At 72.5% G+C, this 25,281-nt stretch carries 17 protein-coding genes; 11 read left to right on the forward strand and 6 right to left on the reverse strand.

Going from position 1 to position 25,281, the window contains the following annotated elements; translation table 11 throughout:
- Positions 1-185: 185 nt before the first annotated feature.
- Positions 186-1,112, reverse strand: a complete 927-nt coding sequence (locus QRN89_RS24585) for a hypothetical protein (protein WP_290351552.1) — start codon at positions 1,110-1,112, stop codon at positions 186-188.
- 192 nt (positions 1,113-1,304) lie between these two features.
- On the opposite strand from QRN89_RS24585, the gene QRN89_RS24590 reads away from it, so the two are divergent.
- The 3 genes from QRN89_RS24590 to QRN89_RS24600 all read left to right on the forward strand — a co-directional run bounded on the left by QRN89_RS24590 (position 1,305) and on the right by QRN89_RS24600 (position 6,848).
- A complete protein-coding gene (locus QRN89_RS24590) occupies positions 1,305-3,401 on the forward strand; it encodes a phosphocholine-specific phospholipase C (RefSeq protein ID WP_290351553.1) in 2,097 nt (698 codons plus the stop codon).
- Positions 3,402-3,629: 228 nt separating this feature from the next.
- On the forward strand, positions 3,630-6,221 hold the full coding sequence (locus tag QRN89_RS24595; protein WP_290351554.1) for an MMPL family transporter: 2,592 nt from the start codon (positions 3,630-3,632) through the stop codon (positions 6,219-6,221).
- Positions 6,222-6,284: 63 nt separating this feature from the next.
- Complete coding sequence (locus QRN89_RS24600) at positions 6,285-6,848, forward strand: GNAT family N-acetyltransferase (RefSeq protein ID WP_290351555.1); 564 nt, start codon at positions 6,285-6,287, stop codon at positions 6,846-6,848.
- A 185-nt stretch (positions 6,849-7,033) separates the two neighbouring features.
- On the opposite strand, the gene QRN89_RS24605 is transcribed toward QRN89_RS24600, so the two are convergent.
- Positions 7,034-8,014, reverse strand: a complete 981-nt coding sequence (locus QRN89_RS24605) for a phosphotransferase family protein (protein WP_290351556.1) — start codon at positions 8,012-8,014, stop codon at positions 7,034-7,036.
- A gap of 175 nt (positions 8,015-8,189) precedes the next feature.
- Between QRN89_RS24605 and QRN89_RS24610 the strand changes: the two genes are divergently transcribed.
- Positions 8,190-8,477, forward strand: a complete 288-nt coding sequence (locus QRN89_RS24610; protein ID WP_356948654.1) for a hypothetical protein — start codon at positions 8,190-8,192, stop codon at positions 8,475-8,477.
- 11 nt (positions 8,478-8,488) lie between these two features.
- Positions 8,489-11,593 (forward strand): helix-turn-helix transcriptional regulator, encoded by a 3,105-nt coding sequence (locus QRN89_RS24615; protein ID WP_290351557.1) that lies wholly within the window; start codon positions 8,489-8,491, stop codon positions 11,591-11,593.
- Positions 11,594-11,818: 225 nt separating this feature from the next.
- Here QRN89_RS24615 and QRN89_RS24620 read toward each other — a convergent pair whose 3' ends face one another.
- Positions 11,819-12,982: a PQQ-dependent sugar dehydrogenase gene (locus QRN89_RS24620; RefSeq protein ID WP_390702416.1), complete on the reverse strand. Its 1,164-nt coding sequence runs from the start codon at positions 12,980-12,982 to the stop codon at positions 11,819-11,821.
- A gap of 123 nt (positions 12,983-13,105) precedes the next feature.
- On the reverse strand, positions 13,106-14,107 hold the full coding sequence (locus QRN89_RS24625) for an aldo/keto reductase (protein ID WP_290351558.1): 1,002 nt from the start codon (positions 14,105-14,107) through the stop codon (positions 13,106-13,108).
- A gap of 90 nt (positions 14,108-14,197) precedes the next feature.
- Here QRN89_RS24625 and QRN89_RS24630 point away from each other — a divergent pair, with 90 nt between their 5' ends.
- From QRN89_RS24630 to serA, 6 genes are all read left to right on the forward strand, one after another.
- Entirely contained in the window at positions 14,198-15,148 is a 951-nt protein-coding gene (locus tag QRN89_RS24630) for a 2-hydroxyacid dehydrogenase (RefSeq protein ID WP_290351559.1), read from the forward strand.
- A 390-nt stretch (positions 15,149-15,538) separates the two neighbouring features.
- Positions 15,539-18,391: a putative bifunctional diguanylate cyclase/phosphodiesterase gene (locus QRN89_RS24635; protein ID WP_290351560.1), complete on the forward strand. Its 2,853-nt coding sequence runs from the start codon at positions 15,539-15,541 to the stop codon at positions 18,389-18,391.
- Positions 18,392-18,618: 227 nt separating this feature from the next.
- Positions 18,619-20,505: an acetolactate synthase large subunit gene (locus QRN89_RS24640; RefSeq protein WP_290351561.1), complete on the forward strand. Its 1,887-nt coding sequence runs from the start codon at positions 18,619-18,621 to the stop codon at positions 20,503-20,505.
- Positions 20,506-20,529: 24 nt separating this feature from the next.
- Positions 20,530-21,054, forward strand: a complete 525-nt coding sequence (ilvN, locus tag QRN89_RS24645; RefSeq protein WP_093653483.1) for an acetolactate synthase small subunit — start codon at positions 20,530-20,532, stop codon at positions 21,052-21,054.
- Positions 21,055-21,171: 117 nt separating this feature from the next.
- Positions 21,172-22,173, forward strand: a complete 1,002-nt coding sequence (gene ilvC, locus QRN89_RS24650; RefSeq protein ID WP_138052993.1) for a ketol-acid reductoisomerase — start codon at positions 21,172-21,174, stop codon at positions 22,171-22,173.
- Positions 22,174-22,460: 287 nt separating this feature from the next.
- Positions 22,461-24,062: a phosphoglycerate dehydrogenase gene (gene serA / locus QRN89_RS24655; protein WP_290351562.1), complete on the forward strand. Its 1,602-nt coding sequence runs from the start codon at positions 22,461-22,463 to the stop codon at positions 24,060-24,062.
- 143 nt (positions 24,063-24,205) lie between these two features.
- On the opposite strand, the gene QRN89_RS24660 is transcribed toward serA, so the two are convergent.
- Entirely contained in the window at positions 24,206-24,586 is a 381-nt protein-coding gene (locus QRN89_RS24660; protein ID WP_290351563.1) for a peptidase inhibitor family I36 protein, read from the reverse strand.
- Positions 24,583-25,281: a hypothetical protein gene (locus tag QRN89_RS24665; RefSeq protein WP_290351564.1), complete on the reverse strand. Its 699-nt coding sequence runs from the start codon at positions 25,279-25,281 to the stop codon at positions 24,583-24,585. The genes QRN89_RS24660 and QRN89_RS24665 overlap by 4 nt, the downstream gene beginning before the upstream one ends.

Consider the following 25,281-nt stretch of genomic DNA (forward strand, 5'->3'; position numbering starts at 1 on the left):
TCAGGGTGGACGAGGACAGCGCGGCCCGGCCGTGCGCTGCCCCGGCGTGCCGCCCCTGTGCGGGCGACGGCCGCGGACCACCCTGGGCGAACCGTGTTCCCGGCCGGTCGGGCCGGGGGCACGCGCAGGACGCGGCAGGGGTGGGGTGCGTGCGCCGGGCCTGTGTGCCGCCCCTGCGCCGGACCTCAGTACGTCCGGATCCCCAGGCCCGGCAGCCACAGCTCGCCGCGGTCGTCGACCCCGGCCTCCCGCGCGGACAGCTCCTGCGGGCCGGCCGCGCCGCGTGTGCGGAGTTCCGTCACGGCCAGCCGCGCCGCCGCGGCCGGGGAGCTCTCGGCGGCCTCCGGGAAGGCCGAGTGCCACCAGCCCCGGTCATGGCCCTGCCAGCCGCAGGCGCGCATCAGCCGGTCCCGCTCGGGGCCCTGCTCCGTGTCCCGGTCGTCGACCGCCACCCCCAGCCCTTCGCCCGGGCTGTACGAGACGACGAGATCGCGGCCCGGATCCCGGTCGGCCACGACCGTGAAACCGGCCCAGTCACCCGGCACCTGCACGGGAAGCTGCTCCGCCCAGGCGGCGAGCAGCAGCTCCAGGGCACTCTCCAGCTGCTGCCAGTCGCCCGCGAGCCGGTGGTCCGGCCGCTCCCCGGGCCATTCGCCCGGCCCGCCGCGGTACAACTGCCAGCTGTACGGCAGGAGGTCGAAGTCGTGCGGTTCGTCGGCCGACCAGGCACCGCCCCAGGTGAAGCAGCGGTGCTCGCCCCGCTCCAGCTCCTCCGGCCGGTGCACCGACAGCGTGACGCGGAACCGGTCGCCCGACAGCAGCACCAGCCGGTCCTCGTCGCGCCAGCGGACACTGGGCCCCCAGGCCGATCCGCCGTACAGCGTCGGCTCCCCGATCGCGGCCACGATCGGTCCGTAGACCTCCCGGAACGCCTCGCGCCGCTCCAGCCGGGTCGCCTCCGGCGGATGGCACACCACGGCGACGGGCGGACCGCCCAGGTGGTCCCGGGGCTCCTCGTGCAGGCGCTCGGCGAGCCGGGCGGCAGCGGCCGCGGCGGTGGACGCGGTGGGTGTGGTGGCGATGGCGGTCTGCGATTCCCCCCGACTGGTCATGAGCCCATGGTGACAGCCCGCACCGACAACGCCACCGAATCGGCCCTGACGGCCGGTCGGCCACTGGCGGGAACTCGACTGGACTCTTCCGACGCCCGGTTGGACGTTCATCCCGCGGTCGTCCACGGGCCTTTCCTCCGCCACCCGGCCTCACTACCTTCCGGGCGGTAACGAGGGACTCAGGAGGATCACTTGGCCACCGACATCTCACGGCGACGGCTGTTCGCACTCGGCGGAGGCGCCCTCGGCGCCGCCGCGGCCGGGTCCCTGCTGCCGCCCTCCCTGCAGGCGGCACTCGCCGCCGAGCCGCCCGCCGGCGGACTGCGCGCGATCCGGCACGTCGTGATCCTGATGCAGGAGAACCGGTCCTTCGACCACTACTTCGGCACCCTGCGCGGGGTGCGCGGCTTCGGGGACCGCAACGCCGTCGAACTCCCCTCCGGTACCCCGGTCTTCGAGCAGCCCGGGCCGCTCGGCACCGTGCTGCCCTTCCCGGTGCGCGGCGCCGCCGAGACCCAGGCGAAGGACCTCCAGTACATCGGCGACCTGGACCACTCCTGGAACGGCGGGGCCAAGGCCTGGCGCGACGGCTGGATGGACGGCTGGGTCTCCGCGAAGACCGCCGCGACCATGGCGTACTACGACCGCCGCGACATACCGCTGCACTACGAGCTCGCCGACACGTTCACCGTCTGCGACGCCTACCACTCCTCGGTCCACACGTCGACGAGCCCCAACCGCAACCATCTGTGGAGCGGCTGGACCGGCTACGAGCCCGACGGCAGCAGGGCCGTGACGAACGCCGCGTACGCCGAGGACACCCACCCCGGCTACCCGTGGCCGACGTACGCGGAGCGGCTGGAGAAGGCGGGCCGCAGCTGGAGGACGTACCAGGAGTGGGAGAACTTCACCGACAACAACATCGAGTTCTTCACCACCTTCAAGAGGATCGCGCGGAAGGCGCTCGCCCGGGCCGGCGGCTTCGCGTACATGGAGGCGTTCTACGCGAAGGTCCGCGACACCGCGGACCCGGCCGAGCGTGAGCGGCTGCTCGCCGCGCTGGAGGAGGGCGTCGCGGGGCTGACCGCGCAGGAGAGGTCGCTCTTCGAGCGCGGGCTGCGGCGCGGCGAGACCGGCAGCCTCGCCGAGCGGTTCCGCGCCGACGTGGCCGCCGGCACGCTCCCCGAGGTCTCGTACCTGGTGCCGAGCGCGGTCGACTCGGAGCACCCGGGCTCGTCCTCGCCGATCGCGTCCGCGACCCTCGTCTACAAGGTGCTGGACGCCCTGGGCTCCCACCCCGACGTCTGGCGGCACACCGTCGTCCTGATCAACTACGACGAGAACGACGGCTTCTTCGACCATGTGCCGCCGCCCGTCCCACCCGCCGACGACACAGACGAGCGCTGGCAGGGCAGGCCCACCGGCCTCGGCATCCGGGTCCCGCTGCTCGTCGTCTCCCCGTGGACCGTCGGAGGGTGGGTCTGCTCCGAGACCCTCGACCACACCTCCGTGATCCGCTTCCTGGAGGAGTGGACGGGCATCGAGGAGCCCAACATCACCCCGTGGCGGCGCGCCGTCGCCGGCGACCTCACCTCGGCCTTCGACTTCCGTCGCGGCCGGCCGCTGCCCGAGGTGGAGCGGCCGGGGGCGATCCCGCCGTTCACGGGCCGCTGGCGGCCGCAGCCGCCGACGGTGCAGCGGATGCCCGTGCAGGAACCGGGCACGCGGCCGGCGCGTCCGCTGCCGTACCAGCCGGACGCCTGGGCGACGGCCGGCGCCGGCGAGGTGACCGTCGTGCTGCGCAACACGGGGCGTGCGAGCGCGCACTTCGCGCTCTACCCGTACGCAGGTGAGTTCCCCGTCCCGCAGCACCAGGACGTGAAGGGCACGGGGCAGTGGGCCGTGCCCCTCGCCGGGGACTCCTACCGCTTCACGATCACGGGGCCGAACGGCTTCCGCCGGGAGTTCGAGGGACCGGCCGCGAGCCCGGGCACCGAGGTCACCTCGCGGATCGACCACCACGACCGCGATCTTCATCTGACGTTCCGCAACGGCGGCGACCGGCCCGTCACCTTCACCCTCCGCCCGCTCGGGTACGTCGACGAGGAGGACCTGCGGGACTGGACCCGCGAGGTCACGGTGAGGCCGGGCCGCAGCCGGAGCCTCGTCCACTCGGCGGCCGACGCCCACGGCTGGTACGACGTCGAGGTGACCACGGACGACCGGAGCGGCTTCCGCAGGCGTCTCATGGGGCACATCGAGAACGGGCGGCCGAGCGTCTCCGGATGACATCGCGGACATACCGGACGACCGTGGAGCTGGACGCAGGATGCCGGCGGAGGGGAGGGAGTTCGGGACCGGCCACCCCCGAATTCCCTCGTCCCTGTGAGTATGACCACGAACCGGGCGAAGGGGCCCTAACGATCACTTTCTCCTGAGAGAGTGTTGCCCTGCAGGTCATGAGTTCTTTACGGGCAGTTCCCAGTGAAGATCCACGAACCACCAGGGAGCCAGCCCGTGTCCGCCATCGCCCGGTGGTGCATCAGGCACCGACTCGTCGCCGTCCTGCTCTGGCTGTCCGCCCTCTGCGGAGTCTCGGCCGCAGCCGTCTTCGCGGGCACGGCGTACTCGAACGACTACGACGTGCCCGGCACCGAGTCCGGGCGGGCCACCGAACTCCTCCAGGACGGCTTCCACGGCAGGTTCGACGGCGGCGACACCATCGTCTGGCACAGCTCACAGGGCAGCGTCCGGACGGCCGCCGTCGAGCAGCGGATCACCGCGATGCTCAAGAAGGTCGAACGGCTGGAGGGCGTCGCCTCGGTCACCGGCCCGTACGGCACCTCCGGGCGGCCCCCGTCCGGGAAGACCCCTGGCGCGTCCGCCGGCAGCAAGCCGGGCGGGGCGGACGGGGCGGACCGGGAGAAGGATCCCGGGAAGCGGTCGGACGGGGACAGCCGGGAGAAGGAAGGCCGGGCCGGGACCGGCTCGGACGGCACCGGCACGAAGACGAAGGGCTCCGGGACGAAGAGCCCCGCGGGGTCCTCCGACGCGGGCTCGGACAGCGACTCGGGTACGAAGACCCGGGGCGACAGGACCGCCGGCACCGCGCCCGCGGCCGACACGGACCCGGCCGGAAAGCGCCCCGCCGCGTCCGGCTCCGCGAGGAAGTCCGGCGACGCCGGCACGGCCGCCGGCGTGGAGGGCATCGCGGCCACCGCGCCCGGCGGCGCCGCGCAGATCAGCGAGGACGGCCGCACCGCCTATGCGACCGTCGTCTTCGAGGCGAAGGCGGCGGACGTCCCCGAGACCCAGGCGCGGGCCGTCGTCGACACGGCCAAGGCGGCCGCACGCGACGGACTCCAGGTCGAACTCGGCGGCAGCGCCACCGCGCTCGCCGGGACGCCCACCTCGCACCTCGCGGAGATCGTCGGCGTCGCCGTGGCCGCCGTGGTCCTCTTCCTCGCCTTCGGTTCGCTGGCCGCCAGCCTGCTGCCCATCGCCACCGCGCTCGTCAGCGTCGGCGCCGCGTACGCGGGGGTCGTGCTCCTCGGCCACGTCATGGACGTCGCGGACTTCGCGCCCGTGCTCGGCCTGCTGATCGGGCTCGGTGTCGGCATCGACTACGCGCTGTTCATCGTCACCCGGCACCGCAAGGGCCTTCGGCGCGGGCTGTCCGTCTCCGAGGCCGCCGAGAACGCCGTGGCGACCACGGGGCGCGCCGTCGTCTTCGCCGGTCTCACGGTCTGCATCGCGCTGCTCGGGATGCTGATCCTGCAGCTCTCCTTCCTCAACGGAGTGGCGATCGCCGCCTGTCTGACCGTCCTCCTGACCGTCGCCGCCTCCGTGACCCTGCTGCCCGCGCTGCTGTCCTTCATCGGGATGCGCGCACTGGGGCGCCCGGAGCGCAGACGGCTCGCGCGGCGCGGTCCCCGGCCCGAGCTCCCGACAGGGTTCGCCGCCCGCTGGTCCGCCTTCGTCGAGCGTCGCCCCAAGCTGCTGGGGCTGGTCGCCACCGTCGTGATGGCGGTCCTCGCGCTGCCCACGTTCTCGCTCCACCTGGGCACGTCCGACCAGGGCAACGCCCCCGCCACCAGCACCACCCGCAAGGCGTACGACCTGGTCGCTGAGGGCTTCGGGCCGGGCACCAACGGACCGCTCACGCTCGTCGCCGCCCTCGACGGGGCCGACGACCGGCTGGCGATGCAGCAGTTGCCGGCCGCCCTGCGGAACACCGAGGGCGTCGCCTCCGTCAGCCCCGTGACGTTCAACAGCCGGGCCGACACCGCCGTGGTCACCGTCGTTCCCGACTCTTCGCCCCAGTCGCAGCGGACCAGCGAACTCGTCGACCGGCTGCGCGCCGACGTGCTGCCCGCCGCCGAGAGCGGGACCTCCCTCGAGGTCCACGTCGGCGGAGTGACCGCGAGCTACGACGACTTCGCCGACGTGATCGTCGGGAAGCTGCCGATGTTCGTCGGTGTGGTCATCGCGCTGGGCTGCGTGCTGTTGCTGCTCGCGTTCCGTTCGGTCGGCATCCCGCTCAAGGCGGCGCTGATGAACGTGGCCGCGGTCGCCTCCGCGTTCGGCGTCGTCGTCGCGATCTTCCAGTGGGGGTGGGGCTCCGAGCTGCTGGGACTCGGCAGCGCCGGTCCGATCGAGCCCTTCCTGCCCGTGATCATGGTCTCGGTACTGTTCGGGCTCTCGATGGACTACCAGGTGTTCCTCGTCAGCCGGATGTACGAGGAGTGGCTGGAGACCCGGGACAACCGGCGTGCCGTACGGGTCGGCCTCGCCGAGACCAGCCGGGTGATCAACTCGGCGGCCGTCATCATGATCTCCGTCTTCCTCGCGTTCGTCCTCAGCGGCGACCGGGTCATCGCGATGTTCGGCATCGGACTCGCCGCCGCGGTCGCCCTGGACGCGTTCGTCCTGCGCACCCTGCTGGTGCCGGCGCTCATGCACATGCTGGGCAGTGCCAACTGGTGGCTGCCGCGCTGGCTGGACCGCAGGCTTCCGCGGATCAGCATCGAAACTCCCGAGAGCCTTTCGCCCGCGCATGCGAAGATCGCCGGGATACGCGTGAGCGAGGACAGCACACTTGCGCGGTAGCCCGGTACGAGGATCACGAGGCGCCCCGTCGTGCGTGGCGCGCCACGAGACGCAAGGAGCGGGATGTTCGCGATACCCCTGGGGGACGGCGCCGAACTGCGGCCCATCGAGCCCTGGCAGGCCGAGGAGTTCCTGGAGCACATCGAGCGCGCCCGGGAGTACGCCGGGCCCTGGGTGCCGCTGACGGTGAACGTGAAGGACGTCGAGTCGGCCCGGGCCGTGCTCCGGAGCTACGCCGACAAGCAGGCCGCCGACACCGGCCGTCTCTGGGCCGTCCGGCTGGACGGCACGCTCGTCGGCGGGGTGCTGTTCCGGATTTTCGACACCTCGACCGAGTCCTGCGAGGTCGGCGTCTGGCTCGAGCCGTCCGCGGCCGGGCGCGGACTGATCAGCCGTGCCGTCGAGGTGCTCGTCGACTGGGCCGTCGAGGAGCGCGGGATGCATCGCGTCGAATGGCTCGCCTCCTCCGCCAACCACCGCTCCATCGGCGTCGCGAAGCGGCTCGGGATGAGCCGGGACGGTGTGCTGCGCGAGAGCTTCCCGTGGCAGGGCGTTCGCCATGACATGGAGGTCTGGTCCGTCCTGGCACCCGAGTGGAGAGCGCGCCGCGCGGCCGGGCGTCACTGAGGGCCCGGGGCGCCGGGAGGGGGAGCGCCACGGGGCCGGCACCGGGGGCGCCGCCCGTCCGGGGCTGCCGGTTCGGGATGCCCGTCCACGCGCGTGTCCGACCGGACCGCCGAGCGCCTGTCGTGGCGGCCCGCTCCCCGGCCGCCGGACGTGCGAGGAGGTGCCGGAGCGCGGGAGCGCCGGGCTCAGCCGTACCGGTCGAACAGGCCCTGGACGTAGTCCTCCAGTCTGCCGGTGAGCACACCCGGCGTCAGATCGGTACGGCCCAGCTCACGCCACGGGCCGGCCACCTTCCCCGCGTCGGGCGCGAACGCCAGCGCGTCCAGCAGCCGCCAGTACAGCTGCTCCGCCGGGTCGTCGGCGAGCGTCCCCCCGGCGGCCGTGTACAGATCGGCGAACCGCATGCCGGCCGCGGCGCCGTGCAGGAGGGCCAGGGCACTGGCGCAGTGCGCCACGTCCAGATCGGCCGGTCCCCAGGAGGTCTCGACCCAGTCGACCACCCCGCTGATCCGCAACTCGTCCCCGGCACCGGTGAAGAGCACATTGCCCGGGTGGAAGTCGCGGTGCAGGAAGCAGCCCCGGTACGCGGGCGGCTCCTGGCGTACGACGTCCACCGCGCGCTCCCAGAGCCCCGGCCGGCGCGTGGCCGAGGGCGGGGTGACCCGGTCCGCCGAGGTCCACGCCTGATACGCGCGGGGTCTCGTCGCCCCGGTCACCGGCACCCGGTGGATGCGCAGGAGCTGGTCCGCGAGCAGGTGCGCACGACGTCCGGCCCCCTCGTCGTCCAGCCGCACCCCGCCCGGCAGCAGCGACATCAGCAGGGAGGGGTGGGAGCAGTGCTCGGCCGTGGCGTCGACGGCGACGAAGGACGCCACCGGGACATCGGAGGACGCGAGCAGACGGAGGACGTCCGCCTCGCGCGTGAGCAGGCCCGGCGCATGCCGTACGAAGAAGGGTTTGACGAACGAGCGGAGCACCAGCGTGCGTTCGCCGGCCGGCCCCGTCACGGCCAGACGCCTCATCTCGGCGGTCCAGCCTCCACTCAGCCGTGCGATGCCGGTGACGCGCTCGCCCTCGGCGAGGTTCCCCGCCACCCAGGCGCCGGTCGCGGTCCGGTCCTGCCCGTCCGGCGCTCCCGGTGCCCACGGGTTCTCCGTCGAGATCATCCGGCCAGGCTATGCCCCCGGGACACGGCCCGTGCGGCCCTCGGGGGCACAGCCCACCCCGTACTCAGGGCGGTCCGGGGGACCTCAGGGGAACTCCCGGGGTACTCAGGCCGGTTGCGGCGGTCGACCGCCGCGGTCTAAGGCCCCCGCCGCACGAAGATGCGGCACTCTCCCGATGCGGCCCCACCTCCTGGGGGACGAGAGTCGAGGCATCAACGACAGCGAGAGCGAACGGCCCTCGCACTCGTCACCAAGGGAGACCAACGTGTTCGAGTACCAGCTCCACACCATCCGGCAGGCCGAGATGCTGCGCCGGGCCGAGGGCGAGCGGCTGGCCCGTGCCGCCCGTGCCGCACGGCGGGCGGCGCGCCGAGCCGCACTCCGGCACGCCCCCGAGGGGCGGGTGAACAGTCCAGAAGGGCGGAGCGGCGGCGGCCGCATCCGCTTCACACGCGCCGCCTGACGGGACGGGCCATGACGGTCATCCCGATCCACCACGCCGCCGGGCCGGACACCTGTGCGATGCTCGGCGGCGTGGAGACCAGGTCCCTCAGCCCCGTCTTCGTCGGCCGCACCGGCGAATTGACCGCACTCGGCCATGCGCTCTCCCGTGCCACCGCGGGAGAGCCGCAGGCGTTGCTCATCGCGGGCGAGGCAGGAGTGGGCAAGACCCGCCTCGTCGAGGAGTTCCACGGGGAGGCATGCCGGGCCGGCGCCGTCGTCGCCCTCGGCGGCTGCGTCGAGATCGGTGCCGAGGGGCTGCCGTTCGCGCCCTTCTCGACCGCCCTGCGCGCCCTGCGGCGGCAGCTGCCGGACGAACTCGCCGCAGCGGCCGCCGGGCAGGAGGAGGAACTGGCCCGGCTGCTCCCGGAACTGGGGGAGGCCCCCGCCCGGCGGCAGGGCCGGCCCGACGAGGAGAGCACGGCCCGTCTCTTCGAGCTCACCGCCCGGCTGCTCGAGCGGGTGGCCGCCGAGTGGACCGTCGTCCTCGTCCTGGAGGACCTGCACTGGGCCGACGCCTCCACCCGGCACCTGCTCGCCTATCTGCTGCGCACCCTGCGCCGCGGCCGGCTGGTGGTCCTCGCCACCTACCGTTCCGACGACATCCACCGCCGCCATCCGCTGCGCCCGCTGCTGGCCGAGCTCGACCGGCTGAGGACCGTCCAGCGCGTCGAAGTGCCCCGCTTCAGCCGTGACGAGGTCGCCCGCCAGATGGCCGGGATCCTCGCGGCCGAACCGGCCGCCTCGCTCGTCGACGACATCTTCGAACGCTCCGACGGCAACGCCTTCTTCGTCGAGGAACTGGCCGTCGCCGCGCACGAAGGCTGTGCGACCGGACTGACCGACTCGCTGCGCGATCTGCTGCTCGTCCGTGTGGAAGGGCTCCCGGAGCACACCCAGCGCGTCGTCCGGATCATCGCCGAGGGCGGCTCCGCCGTGGAGCACTCGCTGCTCGCGGCCGTCGCGGGACTCGGCGACGACGAACTCGACACGGCACTGCGCGCCGCCGTCGGGGCCAACCTGCTGCTCGCCACGCCCGAGGGCGACGGCTACCGCTTCCGTCACTCGCTGGTGCGCGAGGCCGTGAGCGACGACCTCCTCCCCGGTGAGCGGTCGCGGCTCAACCGCCGCTACGCCGAAGCCCTCGAAGCCACCCCCGGTCTCGTCCCCGCCGACCAGCGCGCGGCCCGGCTCGCCAGCTACTGGTACTCCGCCCATGACGCCGCCAAGGCCCTCCCCGCCGTACTGGACGCATCGGCGGCCGCCCGCAAACGCCACGCCTACGCCGAGCAACTGAGGCTTCTGGAAAGGGCCATGGAGCTCTGGGAGGAGGCCCCCGCCACCGCCCGCTCCGGGCTGAGGCCGATGGACTACGCCGGTGCATATCCGCCCTGCGGCTGCGACCCCGCGACCACCTCCCTGCGGTTCCTCGACCTGCTGGCCGAGGCTTCCGTCGCCGCCCGGCTCTGCGGCGAACGCGAACGTGCGCTCACGATCGTGAAGACGGCGCTGCGGCTGCTGAAGGCGGGGGAGCCCGGCGCCTCGTGCGGCCCGGGCGGCACGGACTTCCAGCGAGCCGCCTGGTTCTGGACGGAACGCTCCAGGCTGGTGCAGAACCTCGGCCGCGGCGACGGCTGGCAGGAGATCGCCACGGCGCAGGAACTGGTGCGCGGGCTGCCGCCGTCGGCCGTCCACGCCCAGGTCCTGGCCACCGCCGCCGGCTGGGGCATGCTGCACGCCCCCGGTCCGGACAGTCTCGCCGCCGCGGAGCGGGCCGTCGAGTACGCCCGGGTCGTCGGGGCCGAGGAGATCGAACTCGACGCCCGGCTCACCCTCGGCGGTCTCATGGTCGACGCCGGCGACATCGACGACGGACTCGCCGAGATGTACGCCGTGCGGGAACGGGCCCGGGCCCTGGGCCAGGTCGCCGAGGCCGGCCGGGCCTACACCAACCTCGCCTCCGTGCTCCAGTCCATCGGCCGCTCCCGCGAAGCGGTGGCCGTCGGCGCGGAGGGGCTGGAGTTCTGCCACCAGCACGGTCTCGTGGACAACGCCGACTGGGTCCTCGGCAACCTCGCCGCGGCCCAGTTCTCGCTCGGCCTGTGGGAGGAGACGGAGCAGGCCGCCCGCAGGCTCCTGGCGACCGCGCACAGCTCCAAGCCGCGCGGGGCGGCGAGCGGTCTGCTCGCCCGGATCGCCGTACGCCGCGGCCGGCCGGACGCCGCCGCACGGCGCCTGGCCGACGCCGTGGAGCACTACGGACCCCACGATCCGATGCCCCAGAACTCCCTCCTGCTCGCCGAGGTGTCCCTGGCGATCGCCGCCGCGGAGGGCCGACTAGCCGATGTCCGCGAGGAGTTCGCACGGGCCGCGCGCGACGGCTTCCCGACCGGAACCCACCGCTACGCCTGGCCGCTGGTGGTCCACGCCGCCACCGCCGAGGCGGAGGCACGGGGACTCCCCGCAGCCGAGGAAGGGCGGGCCGAAGCCCTCCTGCTGATCGGCACCACCGCCAGACGGCTCGTCACACCGGTGGCCCTGTGGCGGGCCCACGCCCTCCACGCCGACGCCGAACTCCTCAGGGCCGAGGGCCGGGAGAGCGCCGACCGATGGCGGGAGGTCACCGCCGCCTTCGCGGCCCTGGACCGCCCTTACGAGCTGGCCCGCGTGCGGCACCGCACGGCCGACGCGCTGCTGGCCGAGGGCGGACACCGCGACGAGGCAGCCGAGTTGCTCCGCGGCGCCCACACCACGGCCCGTGCGCTCGGGGCGCGCCGCCTGGCCGAGGACATCGAACTCCTCGCCCAGCGTGCCCGCCTGCGGCTGAGCGAGCCCGAGCCTGCTGCCGCACCGGCCCCGGCCCCCGCGGAGGACCTCGGGCTGACCCCACGGGAACAGGACGTACTGCGCCTCGTCGCGGCGGGGCGTACGAACCGTCAGATCGCCGAGGAGCTCTTCATCTCGCCCAAGACCGCCAGCGTCCACGTCTCCAACATCCTCGCCAAGCTCGGTGTCACCGGCCGGGGCGAGGCAGCGGCGCTCGCACATCGCCTGCGCCTCTTCCCGGCGTCCGCCTGACGCGCCGAGGCGGCTGTGCCCGCCCGGGAATCGCCCTGGCGGCCGCTGTGCGCTCGCGTCGAGTGTCCTCCCGGCCCCCGCCCGTGAACTCGGGCCTCGGCGTCCGCTGTGCGCTCGCGCCGAGCTTCCTGCCGGCTCGCGTCGAGTGTCCTCCCGCCTCCTGCCCGGCTCGCGCCCGGAACACGACCCTCGGCGGGGTCGTCGGCCGCCGGTGGCGGCCGCGGGTCACCGGACCGTCAGCCGCAGGATTCTGTCGTCCCCCGCCCCGGGCGTGCCCCTGTTGTCCGTCTCACTCGTGACCAGCCAGACGTCCCGACCGCCCGCGGCCCCGGCGACCGGCAGCACCGTCCGCAGCCGGCCGTACTCCTCCTCGAGGAACGCCTGCGGGGCCGCGGACGGTTCGGTCCCGTCCAGCGGGATCCGCCACAGGCGTTCGCCCCGGAGTCCCGCCATCCAGATGGATCCGGCGGCGTACGCGATCCCGCTCGGTGACGCCTCCTCCGTGCGCCACTGCGCCACCGGGTCCACGAAGCCGGCCTTGCCGGCCTTGCCCTCGGCCTCGGGCCAGCCGTAGTTCTTCCCGGGCTCGACGAGGTTCAGCTCGTCCCACGTGTTCTGCCCGAACTCCGAGGCCCACAGCCGCTTGCGGGAGTCCCAGGCGAGGCCCTGCACATTGCGGTGGCCGTACGAATAGACCACGGAGTCGGCCGACGGATTGCCGTGCACGGGCCGGCCGTCCGGGGTCATCCGGAGGATCTTGCCGCCCAGGGACTCCTTGTCCTGCGCCAGACCCGTCTCACCGGTCTCGCCCGTGCCCGCGTACAGCATCTTGTCCGGGCCGAAGGCGATCCGTCCGCCGTTGTGGATCCGGCCCTTGGGGATGCCCCTCAGGATCGTGTCGGGAGCGCCGAGCTGCTGACCGGCGGGCTTGCGCTCGTCGTACAGCATGCGCGCGATGCGGTTGTCCGACGCGGTGGTGAAGTACGCGTACACCAGACTGTCAGAGGCGAAGGCGGGGGAGACCGCGAGACCCATGAGCCCGCCCTCGCCGGCCGGTGCCACGCCCGGCACGGAGCCGATCACCGTCTTCTTCCCGGACTCGGCGTCGACGCGCGTGATCGTGCCCTCGTCGCGCGACGACACCAGCAGATCGCCGTCGGGGAGGGCGGCGAGGCCCCAGGGGGACTTCAGATCCCGGGTCAGCGTGGCCGCCACCTTCACCGACCCCTTCGCCGGGGGTGCCGTCGCGGCGGCGTCGCCGCCGGCCGTGGCCGTCGACTCAGCCGGGCGGGAGGGAGCGCTGTCGCGACCGGCCGACGCTCCCGCTCCGCCGTCGGACGAGCACCCGGCGGAGAGCATCAGCGCCGATGCCGCCAGCACGGCCGTCACCACTGAACGTTGCACTGTCCTGCTTCCCTTCGCCGGTGATCGGGGCGGCGCGCGAACCACGGGAGCCGCACGCCTACTGTTCTTACACCGCAGCCCGGCTTCGGGTTCCCGGTCCTCACGAACCTACTGGTCCCAGGATCCCCTGGCCGGCGGCAGCGCCGCGATCTCGGCGGCGTCGCGCGCCGTCAGCTCCAGCCGCGCGGCCGCGGCGTTCTCCACGGCCCAGTGCTCCCGCTTGGCGCCCGGCACCGGGACGACATGCCGACCCCGCCCCAGCGCCCAGGCCAGCGCCACCTGGGCGGGGGTCGTGCCGGGGCCGTGCCGTTCGGCGACCCTCCGCAGCCCCGCCACCAACGGCTGGTTCGCGGCCATCATCTCCGCCGTGAACCTCGGGTGCCGGGCCCGGAGGTCATCGGGCTCGAAGCCCTCGCCGGGCGTCAGCGTGCCCGTGAGGAAGCCGCTGCCCAGCGGCATCGCGGCCAGGAACCCCACGCCGCGCGCCTCGCACCAGGGCAGCAGCGCGTCGAGCGCCTCCGGCGACCAGACGGACAGCTCCGCCTGGACCGCGCTTACCGGGAAGACCTGCTGCATCCGCTCCAGCTGCCGGATCGTTCCGTCATGGCGCCCCGCCCCGGGTCTGCGCGCGGCGCGCGCCCCCACCGCGCACAGGCCGAGCGCCCGGACCTTCCCGGCCGACACCAGTTCCGCCATGGCGCCCCAGGTCTCCTCGACGGGGACCTCCGGGTCCGCCCGGTGCAACTGGTACAGGTCGATGACGTCGGTCCCCAGCCGGCGCAGCGACGCGTCACAGGCGCGGCGCACATATCCGGGCCGGCCGTTCGCGACGATGTGCTGGTCCCCGACGAGCAGTCCGACCTTCGTCGAGACGAAGGCGTCGGCCCGCCGCTCCTTCAGCACCCTGCCGAGCAGCAGCTCGTTGGTGAACGGGCCGTACATGTCGGCCGTGTCGAGCAGCGTCACCCCGGCGTCCAGAGCCGCGTGCACGGTCCGCAGCGACCGGTCACCGCGCTGCTGCGAGCCGGTGTAGCCCCAGCTCATCGGCATGCATCCGAGGCCGATCGCGCCCACGCCGAGCGCCGCCGCACCGATTGTCCTGCGGTCCACCTGCCCGTACCCCTCCTCGTGCCGCCCACCAAACTAACCTCCGCCTCCCGCAGCGCCGCGTCCAGCCTCCCGGCGGTTAGCCTCCTGACCATGACTGCTGACGTGTGGCTGCCGATTCCGGCCGACGAGATCGAAGGGCTTCCCGCTCCCTCGGAGTCGGGGCTGGACTACCGCTTCTGGGACGGCGGGCGGGACTTCCCCGCGGACCCGGCGGACTGCGTCTTCTACGCCGTCCCGTACATGAAGGGCACGGACGTCGCCGTCCGGCCGCTCGCCGCGATGACGCACGTACGGGTCGTGCAGACCCTCTCGGCGGGCATCGACCACGTCGAGCCGGGCCTCGGATCGCTGCCCTCCGGCGTCCGCCTGTGCAACGCCCGGGGAGTCCACGAGGCGAGCACGGCCGAACTCACCCTCGCCCTGGTCCTCGCGTCCCTGCGCGGCATCCCCCGCTTCGTGGAGGGCCAGCGACGGGAGGAGTGGCACGCGGGGTTCTACCCGGCGCTCGCCGACAAGTCGGTGCTCATCGTCGGCTACGGCTCGATCGGCGCGGCCATCGAGGACCGGCTCGTGCCCTTCGAATGCGCGCGGGTGGCGCGCGTCGCGCGCTCCGCCCGTACCACCGAGCGCGGCGAAGTGCACGCACTCACCGATCTCCCGGCGTTGCTTCCGGAGGCCGACGTGGTGATCCTCTCCACCCCGCTCACGCCCGCCACGCGCCATCTCGCCAACGCCGGATTCCTCTCCCGGATGAAGGACGGCGCCCTTCTGGTGAACGTTGCGCGCGGGCCGGTCGTCGACACCGAAGCGCTGCTCAAGGAGGTCGAGACCGGCCGGATCACCGCGGCGCTCGACGTCACCGACCCAGAACCGCTGCCCGCCGGGCACCCGCTCTGGCACGCCCCCGGCGTCCTCGTCAGCCCCCATGTCGGCGGCTCCACATCGGCGTTCATGCCCCGCGCCAAGCGGCTGCTGGCCGCACAGCTGACCCGGTACGCCGCGGGCGAGCCCCTGCGAAACGTGGTCCTCACGACCGGGTAGACGCCACACTGGTACGCGCCGGACACCCTGCGGAGTCGGTCGGATGCGCGCTGTGTCGACAAACAGTCTTGCCGTCACTGAGCGTAGATGACCTATGTCCCTGAGTGACGACTCTGGTGTATCGTCCCGACTTGGGGGCTGCGTCGGGTCCGAGAACGGCGCTGCGGAGCGACCAGACTTCGAGGGGGGTCGACGGGCGATGCACGGCCAGTGGACGAACCATCCGACGCGGCGGGAGCGCCGCCGACCACCCTCGCACGCCCCGATGCGGGGGCCGTCCGTCCCGGCCCCTCCCGGCCCTCCGGACGCGCCACGCAGGCGCTTCCGGAGCGGCCCGCACGGCCGGCCCCGCAGGCGGAGCCGGACGAAAACGCTGTCAGGGGCGGCACGGTGATCGCCCCCGCGGCGCTCCTCGCCCGCCGCCAGGTCCGGGAGGACGGCGGGACGGGGCTGCTGCCCCAGGTCCTGCTGGTCCTCGCGAGCGGTGGTTACGCCATCGGCGCGGCGTTCGGCTGGGGCTCCGAGCAACTGGCACTGATCATGGGCGACTTCGGACTGAGCTTCGCCGCCGGGCTCGCCGCGGTCTCCTGCTTCCTCTACGCGCGTGCGCGCGGCAGCCGGTTCCGGCCCGCCTGGATGCTCTTCGCCGTCTCCTCGGCGATGGCCGCCTCCGGGAACGCGGTCTGGGGCTGGTACGAGGTCGTCCTCGGCCGTCCGGTCCCGAGCCCGTCCCCGGCCGATCTGTTCTTCCTCTGCTTCGCCCCGCCCGCCATCGTCGGGCTGCTCGTCCTCGCCAAGCGGCCCGTCACCCGGGCCGGCTGGGTGTGCCTGGGGCTGGACGCCTGGCTCATCGGCGGCTCGCTGCTCACCCTCTCCTGGAGCCTCGCTCTCGCGCACACCGCGCACTTCGAGGGCGAGAGCGTGTCCGAGGCGGCGCTGTCGCTCGCCTATCCGCTGCTCGACATCGTTCTCGTCAGCATGGTGCTGGCCCTGCACTTCCGGCGGTCGCACGGCAACAGGTCCGGCATCAACACCGCCATCGCCGCGCTCGCCCTGACCGTGCTGTGCGACGCCCTGTTCACCTCACCGCTGCTGCGCGAGAGCTACCGCTCCGGACAGTTGCTCGACGCGGGCTGGTTCGCCGCCTCGCTCCTGCTCGCCTACGCGCCCTGGGGGGTGCGCCGGCCGGAGCCGCCCGTCGCCCCGGTCCGCGGTCCCCGGCCGACGGGCCGGCCCATCACGGGCTCGCTCGCCGCCCTCACGCCCTATCTGGCGGCCGCCGTGTGCACGCTCGGCATCCTCTACAACGTCATCGAGGGCCGCCGTGTCGACCGCGTCGTGGTCTTCACCGGATGCGCGGTCGTCCTCGCCCTGGTCGTGCGGCAGGGCATCATGCTGCTGGACAACATCGCCCTCACGCACGAACTCGCCCAGAAGGAGAACCACTTCCGCTCCCTCGTCCAGGGCTCGAGCGACGTGATCATGATCGCCGCCCCGACGGGCATACTCCGCTACGTCAGCCCGGCGGCAGCCGGGGTCTACGGCCGTGACGCGGACGAGCTCATCGGCTCGGAGCTGTCGTCGCTGATCCATCCCGAGGATCTCGGCCGCGTGGTCCACGAGGTGCGGAGATTCCTGGCGGCGCCGCCCGCCGAGGAGCCCACGACCCGGATCGAGTGCCGCTTCAGGTCGGGCACCGGCCAGTGGCTGAACGTCGAGTCCACGGTCAAGCGACACCAGGGCGGGCTGATCTTCAACAGCAGGGACGTCACCGAACGGGTGCGTCTGCAGGCCCAGTTGCAGCACAACGCCGAGCACGACCCGCTCACCGACCTCCCCAACCGGGCCCTGTTCACGGAGCGGGTGCGGCAGGCGCTCGGCGGCCGGCGGGCGGGGGACGCCGGCACGGCCGTGCTCTTCATCGACCTCGACGGCTTCAAGGGCGTGAACGACCGCCACGGCCACCAGGCGGGCGACGAACTGCTGATCCAGGCCGCACGCAGGCTCCAGGACTCCGTGCGGGCGGGTGACACCGCGGCCCGGCTCGGCGGCGACGAGTTCGCCGCGCTCATCCTCGGCGACGGCTCGCGCGACCACGCCGCCCGGGAGCACCAGGTGCGGGAGATCGCCGACCGGTTGCGGCTCATGCTCTCCCAGCCGTACCGGGTGGAGGGTCAGGAGCTGAGGGTCGCGGCGTCCATCGGCGTCGCCTTCGCCGAGCCCGGTATCAGCGCCGGCGACCTGCTGCGCAACGCCGACCTGGCCATGTACCGGGCCAAGGCCGGCGGCAAGGACCGGGTCGAGCTCTACGAACCCCGGATGCAGACCGACACCGCCCTGCTCACGGACCGGTCGGCCCGGGCGCGCCCCGCGCTCCAGGACGGCGAGTTCACCCTGCTCCACCAGCCCGTGGTCGGCCTCGTCGACGGCCGGATCGCGGCTGTGGCCGCACAGGCGCGCTGGAGATCGTCCCAGGGCATCCTCTTCACCCCGGACGAGCTGCGCCGGGTCGCCGAGGACGGCGACCCGACCGCCGGATTCGGCCACCGGCTGCTGGAGGAGGCCGTCGAGCAGGCGGCGGAGCGCGTCCGGCTGGGTCACCGCATCCCCGTGTCGGTACGGATCCCCGCCCGGCGGCTGCTGGACCGGTCCACGCCGCTCGGCTCCATCGAGAGCCTGCTCACCCGCCACGGGCTGCCCTCCGGCTCCCTGGTGATCGAGCTGGCGGACAGCGACCCGCGGATCTCCTTCGACGAGCTGGAGCACCGGCTGGTGGCGCTGCGCAGACTCGGTGTACGGATCGCCCTGGACGGCTTCGGCAGCGGATACGCGGCGATCATCGCCCTGCGCCGGCTGCCGATCGACGTTCTCAAACTCGACCGCGGTCTGGTCGAGGGCGTGGTGGAGTCGGCCCGGCTGCACAAGATCACCGCTGGGCTGCTGCGGATCGCCCGGGACCTCGGCATGCAGTCCGTGGCGGACGGTGTGGACGTTCCCGAGCAGGTTCTGGCCCTGCGCGCCATGGGGTGCTCCCACGGCCAGGGAATGGCGTTCTCGGGGCCGCTCGACGAGTACCGGCTGCGCCGGGTGCTGGCGCGCGGCGAGTTCCCGGTGCCCGGTGGGTCCGCCCTGCCGGTCCTCTCCGGCCGGTCGCTGCCGGCCCGGCGCTCCCCGGGCACGTCCGAGATCGTCGGCCGTCCCCCGATGCGCTCAAATAATGAGACGCCTGTCCCACCCACTTGACAGTCATGGTGCGCCGGGGAGAGGGTCAGTGCCATGCGCACCCGAATTCTCGTACTTGGAAAGCGCGTCGGCTGAAGCACGGCCCCGCACGGGCTCTGCAGAACGCACCGGCGCGCTCCCCTCGCTTGCCTCCCGGCACGAGGGGTTTTTTGTTGCACTGGTACTACCAAACCCCCGCAAAACCCTCAGCTTCGAGAACCGCAAAAACCCTCAGCTTCGAGAAGAGAATGCCGATGACCGAGCAGGCCACCGGGGCCCACCATCCGCAGCCGCGGGCCCGCACCGGCGGACAGCCCTCCGCCACCGTTGAGCACGTCACGGGCGCGCAGTCCCTCATCCGCTCTCTCGAGGAAGTCGGGGCCGACACGGTGTTCGGCATTCCCGGCGGTGCCATCCTCCCGGCGTACGACCCGCTGATGGACTCGTCCCGGGTGCGCCACATCCTGGTCCGGCACGAGCAGGGCGCGGGGCACGCGGCCACGGGTTACGCGCAGGCCACCGGGAAGGTCGGCGTGTGCATGGCCACATCGGGCCCGGGGGCCACCAACCTGGTCACGCCGATCGCCGACGCGCACATGGACTCCGTGCCGCTCGTCGCGATCACCGGCCAGGTGGCCAGCAAGGCCATCGGCACGGACGCCTTCCAGGAGGCGGACATCGTCGGCATCACGATGCCGATCACCAAGCACAACTTCCTGGTCACCAAGGCCGAGGACATCCCGCGGACGATCGCCGAGGCCTTCCACATCGCCTCCACCGGCCGCCCCGGCCCGGTCCTGGTCGACATCGCCAAGGACGCCCTCCAGGCGCGGACCACCTTCAGCTGGCCGCCCCAGACCGATCTGCCCGGCTACCGGCCGGTCACCAAGCCGCACGCGAAGCAGATCCGTGAGGCCGCCAAGCTGATCACCCAGGCGAAGCGCCCCGTCCTGTACGTCGGCGGAGGAGTCCTCAAGGCCCGCGCCACCGCCGAGCTGAAGGTCCTCGCGGAGCTCACGGGCGCCCCCGTCACCACCACCCTGATGGCGCTGGGCGCGTTCCCCGACAGCCACCCGCTGCACGTGGGAATGCCGGGCATGCACGGTGCGGTCACCGCCGTCACCGCGCTGCAGAAGGCCGACCTGATCGTCGCCCTCGGTGCCCGCTTCGACGACCGTGTCACCGGAAAGCTGGACAGCTTCGCCCCGTTCGCCAAGATCGTCCACGCCGACATCGACCCGGCGGAGATCGGCAAGAACCGGGCCGCGGACGTCCCGATCGTGGGCGACGCCCGCGAGGTCATCGCCGATCTGGTCCAGGCGGTCCAGGCCGAGCACAGCGAGGGCAACACCGGCGACTACACCGCCTGGTGGCAGGACCTCAACCGCTGGCGCGAGACCTACCCGCTCGGCTACGACCTGCCGGAGGACGGCAGTCTCTCGCCGCAGCAGGTCATCCAGCGGATCGGCCAGCTCGCGCCGGAGAACACGATCTTCGCCGCCGGCGTCGGCCAGCACCAGATGTGGGCCGCGCACTTCATCGACTACGAGAAGCCGGCCACCTGGCTGAACTCCGGCGGCGCCGGGACGATGGGCTACGCCGTCCCGGCCGCGATGGGCGCCAAGGCGGGGATGCCGGACCGCGCCGTCTGGGCGATCGACGGCGACGGCTGTTTCCAGATGACCAACCAGGAGCTGGTCACCTGCGCGCTGAACGGCATCCCGATCAAGGTCGCGATCATCAACAACGGCGCGCTGGGCATGGTCCGCCAGTGGCAGACCCTGTTCTACAACGAGCGCTACTCCAGCACCGTCCTGCACTCCGACGAGACCGGCCACCACACGATCGGCTCGCAGGTCGGCGCCAGCCGGACCCCCCGCAAGGGCACCCGCATCCCGGACTTCGTGAAGCTCTCCGAGGCCATGGGCTGCGTCGCCCTCCGCTGCGAGGACCCGGCCGAGCTGGACAAGGTCATCGCCGAGGCCAACGCCGTCAACGACCGCCCCGTGGTGATCGACTTCATCGTCCACGAGGACGCCATGGTGTGGCCGATGGTCGCCGCCGGCACCTCCAACGACGAGGTCATGGCCGCGCGAGGCGTCCGCCCCGACTTCGGCGACAACGAAGACGACTGAGCGAAGAAGAGAGACACGACGACCATGTCCAAGCACACGCTCTCCGTCCTGGTGGAGAACACCCCCGGCATCCTCGCCAGGATCGCGGCCCTCTTCTCCCGCCGCGGCTTCAACATCGACTCGCTCGCCGTCGGCGTCACCGAGCACCCCGACATCTCCCGGATCACCATCGTGGTCAATGTCGAGGACCTGCCCCTGGAGCAGGTGACCAAGCAGTTGAACAAGCTGGTCAACGTGCTCAAGATCGTCGAGCTGGAGCCCAGCGCCGCGATCCAGCGCGAACTCGTCCTGGTGAAGGTCCGCGCGGACAACGAGACCCGCTCCCAGATCGTGGAGATCGTCCAGCTGTTCCGCGCCAAGACCGTGGACGTCTCGCCCGAGGCCGTCACGATCGAGGCCACCGGTTCGAGTGACAAGCTCGAGGCCATGCTCAAGATGCTGGAGCAGTTCGGCATCAAGGAACTCGTCCAGTCCGGCACGATCGCCATAGGGCGCGGCGCCCGGTCCATCACGGACCGCAGCCTGCGCGCGCTCGAGCGCAGCGCCTGAGCCGGGCGGCCCGGCCGGCATCCGGCCGGGCCGCCCGGATGGCGAGACCCACAGACCCCCTCACCGCTCCCCGCCGTACGGTGGGACGCAACACCGGAACACCCAAGGAGAAACCCAGTGGCCGAGCTGTTCTACGACGACGACGCCGACCTGTCCATCATCCAGGGCCGCAAGGTCGCGGTCATCGGCTACGGCAGCCAGGGCCACGCCCACGCGCTGTCGCTCCGTGACTCCGGTGTGGACGTCCGCGTCGGTCTGCACGAGGGGTCCAAGTCCAAGGCCAAGGCCGAGGAGCAGGGCCTGCGCGTGGTGACGCCGTCGGAGGCCGCCGCCGAGGCCGACGTCATCATGATCCTGGTCCCGGACCCGATCCAGGCCCAGGTGTACGAGGAGTCCGTCAAGGACAACCTGAAGGACGGCGACGCGCTCTTCTTCGGCCACGGCCTCAACATCCGCTACGGCTTCATCAAGCCCCCGGCGGGCGTGGACGTCGCTCTCGTCGCCCCCAAGGGCCCCGGCCACCTGGTGCGCCGCCAGTACGAGGAGGGCCGCGGCGTTCCGTGCATCGCCGGTGTCGAGCAGGACGCGACCGGCAACGCCTTCGCGCTGGCGCTCTCGTACGCCAAGGGCATCGGCGGCACCCGCGCCGGCGTCATCAAGACCACCTTCACCGAGGAGACCGAGACCGACCTGTTCGGTGAGCAGGCCGTGCTCTGCGGCGGCACCGCCGCGCTGGTCAAGGCGGGCTTCGAGACCCTCGTCGAGGCGGGCTACCAGCCGGAGATCGCGTACTTCGAGTGCCTCCACGAGCTGAAGCTGATCGTGGACCTCATGTACGAGGGCGGCCTGGAGAAGATGCGCTGGTCCGTCTCCGAGACCGCCGAGTGGGGCGACTACGTGACCGGCCCGCGCATCATCACGGACCAGACCAAGGCCGAGATGAAGAAGGTCCTCGGCGAGATCCAGGACGGCACCTTCGCCAAGAACTGGATGGACGAGTACCACGGCGGTCTGAAGAAGTACAACGAGTACAAGAAGCAGGACGAGAACCACCTGCTGGAGACCACCGGCAAGGAGCTGCGCAAGCTCATGAGCTGGGTGGACAACGAGGAGGCGTGAGCCTCGGTACGGCGGGCCCTCCGGGGCCCGCCGTACGTCGTCACAGGGCTCCGAAGCGGTCCCCGGTGCCCTTCGCCCGCATCCCGGGACCGCCGTTGGACAGCAAGTCCAACCCGGACGGGTGATCCTTCCGTCAAGGCGGAAAAGACGCCCTGCCGCACCACTAGAGTGGTCAGTACATACGCGTCAGGTCAGGCCCACAGCGTCGTGCGTCTTCCACGCGGCTAGCCCCTCCACCGCCAGCGGCCGTCGGGACGGCCGTCCGCATTGGACCAGTGAGGACTCACGTGAGCACTGCGCCCCGTAAACCCGTTGTACTCATTGCCGAAGAGCTGTCGCCCGCCACCGTGGACGCGCTCGGTCCGGACTTCGAGATCCGGCACTGCAACGGCGCGGACCGCGCCGAGCTGATCCCCGCCATCGCCGACGTCGACGCCGTCCTGGTGCGGTCCGCGACCAAGGTCGACGCGGAGGCGGTCGCCGCCGCAAGGAAGCTCAAGGTCGTCGCCCGCGCCGGTGTCGGTCTCGACAACGTGGACGTCTCCGCGGCCACCAAGGCCGGTGTCATGGTCGTCAACGCGCCGACGTCCAACATCGTGACCGCCGCCGAGCTCGCCTGCGGTCTGATCGTCGCCACCGCACGCAACATCCCGCAGGCCAACACCGCGCTGAAGAACGGCGAGTGGAAGCGCTCGAAGTACACGGGCGTGGAGCTCAGCGAGAAGATCCTCGGCGTCGTCGGTCTCGGCCGCATCGGGGTGCTGGTGGCCCAGCGGATGTCCGCCTTCGGCATGAAGATCGTCGCCTACGACCCCTACGTGCAGCCCGCGCGTGCCGCGCAGATGGGCGTCAAGCTGCTCTCGCTGGACGAGCTGCTCGAGGTCGCCGACTTCATCACCGTCCACCTCCCCAAGACGCCCGAGACCATCGGCCTCATCGGCGACGAGGCGCTGCACAGGGTGAAGCCGACCGTCCGCATCGTGAACGCCGCGCGCGGCGGGATCGTCGACGAGGAGGCACTGGCCAGCGCGCTCAAGGAGGGCCGGGTCGCGGGCGCGGGTCTCGACGTGTACGCGAAGGAGCCGTGCACGGACTCCCCGCTCTTCCAGTTCGACCAGGTCGTCTGCACCCCGCACCTCGGCGCGTCCACGGACGAGGCCCAGGAGAAGGCCGGTATCGCGGTCGCCAAGTCCGTCCGACTCGCGCTCGCAGGTGAGCTGGTGCCGGACGCGGTCAACGTCCAGGGCGGCGTCATCGCCGAGGACGTCCGCCCGGGTCTGCCGCTCGCCGAGAAGCTCGGCCGGATCTTCACCGCGCTGGCGGGCGAGGTCGCGGTCCGGCTCGACGTCGAGGTGTACGGCGAGATCACCCAGCACGATGTGAAGGTGCTCGAACTCTCCGCGCTGAAGGGCGTGTTCGAGGACGTCATCGACGAGACCGTGTCGTACGTGAACGCCCCGCTGTTCGCGCAGGAGCGCGGCGTCGAGGTCCGGCTCACCACCAGCTCGGAGTCCCCGGACCACCGCAACGTGGTGACGGTCCGCGGCACGCTGTCGGGCGGTGAGGAGATCGCCGTCTCCGGCACCCTGGCCGGGCCCAAGCACCTGCAGAAGATCGTCGCCGTCGGCGACTACGACATCGACCTGGCGCTGGCCGACCACATGGTCGTCGCGCGTTACGAGGACCGCCCGGGTGTCGTCGGCACCGTCGGCCGCATCCTGGGCGAGGCCGGACTCAACATCGCCGGTATGCAGGTCTCGCGTCAGGAGGAGGGCGGCGAGGCGCTGGTCGTGCTCACCGTCGACGACACCGTGCCGCAGAACGTGCTGAACGAGATCGCCGAGGAGATCGGCGCCACGTCGGCCCGTTCGGTGAACCTGACCGACTGAGGCCCGCTCCGTACGCATCCCGCACCCGTCCCCGAACGCCCGCCCCGGGTGTCCGGGGACGGGTGCGCGTGGTGCCGGATCCCGTTCGGGCAGCCGGGTGCCCCCCGCGCCCGGGCGCGGGGGGCACACCGCCGGGTGGTGGGTCAGCAGCCCATCGCCCAGGTGTGCGAGTCACCGTCGTCGTTGGCGGCGCCGTTGTAGTTGACCTCCTGGCCCGGTGCCAGACAGATCGTCATGTGCCCGCCCAGGTTGGCACTCGAGTACACCTTGACGTGGTCCTTGATGCCCGGGCCGGAGATGCCGTGGTTCGCCCACGACGAGTCCTCGTCCGCGATCCAGCTCTCCCACCAGTGGTCGTCCCCCGACCAGTTGGCGCGCTGGCCGGTGAAGTCGGCGTTCTCCCAGGCGCAGAACTCGCCGCTCGGGCATTCGGCGGCGCCGGCCGGTGCGGCGGCCGCGGCGAGTCCGCCGGTCAGCAGGAGGACGGCGGTCGCCGCGGTGGCGAGGGTGCGCTTCACGGTCATGGCGATGCGGAACCTTTCTCTGGGGTGAACCCTTGGTCGTGCGCGGCGGAGATTTCCGCCGCGCGGTGCAGTGCGCGGGTGCGCAGCCGCGTGTAGGTGGTCAGTTGGCCGCGCCGCAGGGAGCGGACCTCGGCGAGCCGGACGGGTCGCAGCCGGGCCTCCGTGGCGGCGAGCCCGCTCTCACGGGCGCACCGTCCTTCAACGGACCGTTCCGTGGCGGGCGTTCGGGAAGCCGAGTCCAGACAGCGGGTGTACCGGACGTGGACCGCGCGGTGGGCCGGGTCGGCCCGCATCCGCGCCGCGGCCTCGGCGCTCAGGTTGTTGACGGTCACCTCCGCGCGGAACCAGGTGCGCTGGTCGCCGTAGAGAGCGTGCCGGGCCGCGGCCAGACATCCGTCGGTGTGGGCGCGAACGGTGTGACCGGTGGGCAGGATGAGGGACAGTTCCGTGGGACCGGCGCCGAAGAGCGCGCTCTGGAGCCGTCGGCCCTCCTCTCGTGACGAGGGTTTCCTCGCCGCGTCGAGGCCCTGCCCGGCCAGACAGCGGTCGACGAGGACCCGCTGGGCGTATCGGACGAGGGCGTCCTGTTCCCGCTCCGTCGCCGGTGGGCGGGCGGCCGGCGGGGACGACTCGGCGGCGCAGCCCGCAAGAACGAGGGCCGCGACGGCGGTGCACGCGGTTCGCAGGGCACGCAC

Source organism: Streptomyces sp. HUAS CB01 (genome assembly GCF_030406905.1).
Classification (GTDB): Bacteria; Actinomycetota; Actinomycetes; order Streptomycetales; family Streptomycetaceae; genus Streptomyces; species Streptomyces chengbuensis.

Bases quoted from the DNA above. Each gene is read 5' to 3' on its own strand.
- ilvN (WP_093653483.1), top strand. From the start codon at position 20,530: ATGTCCAAGCACACGCTCTCCGTCCTGGTGGAGAACACCCCCGGCATC.
- QRN89_RS24660 (WP_290351563.1), bottom strand. From the start codon at position 24,586: ATGACCGTGAAGCGCACCCTCGCCACCGCGGCGACCGCCGTCCTCCTG.
- QRN89_RS24585 (WP_290351552.1), bottom strand. From the start codon at position 1,112: ATGACCAGTCGGGGGGAATCGCAGACCGCCATCGCCACCACACCCACC.
- QRN89_RS24630 (WP_290351559.1), top strand. From the start codon at position 14,198: ATGACTGCTGACGTGTGGCTGCCGATTCCGGCCGACGAGATCGAAGGG.
- QRN89_RS24640 (WP_290351561.1), top strand. From the start codon at position 18,619: ATGCCGATGACCGAGCAGGCCACCGGGGCCCACCATCCGCAGCCGCGG.
- QRN89_RS24605 (WP_290351556.1), bottom strand. From the start codon at position 8,014: ATGATCTCGACGGAGAACCCGTGGGCACCGGGAGCGCCGGACGGGCAG.
- QRN89_RS24610 (WP_356948654.1), top strand. From the start codon at position 8,190: ATGCGGCCCCACCTCCTGGGGGACGAGAGTCGAGGCATCAACGACAGC.
- QRN89_RS24600 (WP_290351555.1), top strand. From the start codon at position 6,285: ATGTTCGCGATACCCCTGGGGGACGGCGCCGAACTGCGGCCCATCGAG.
- QRN89_RS24615 (WP_290351557.1), top strand. From the start codon at position 8,489: ATGACGGTCATCCCGATCCACCACGCCGCCGGGCCGGACACCTGTGCG.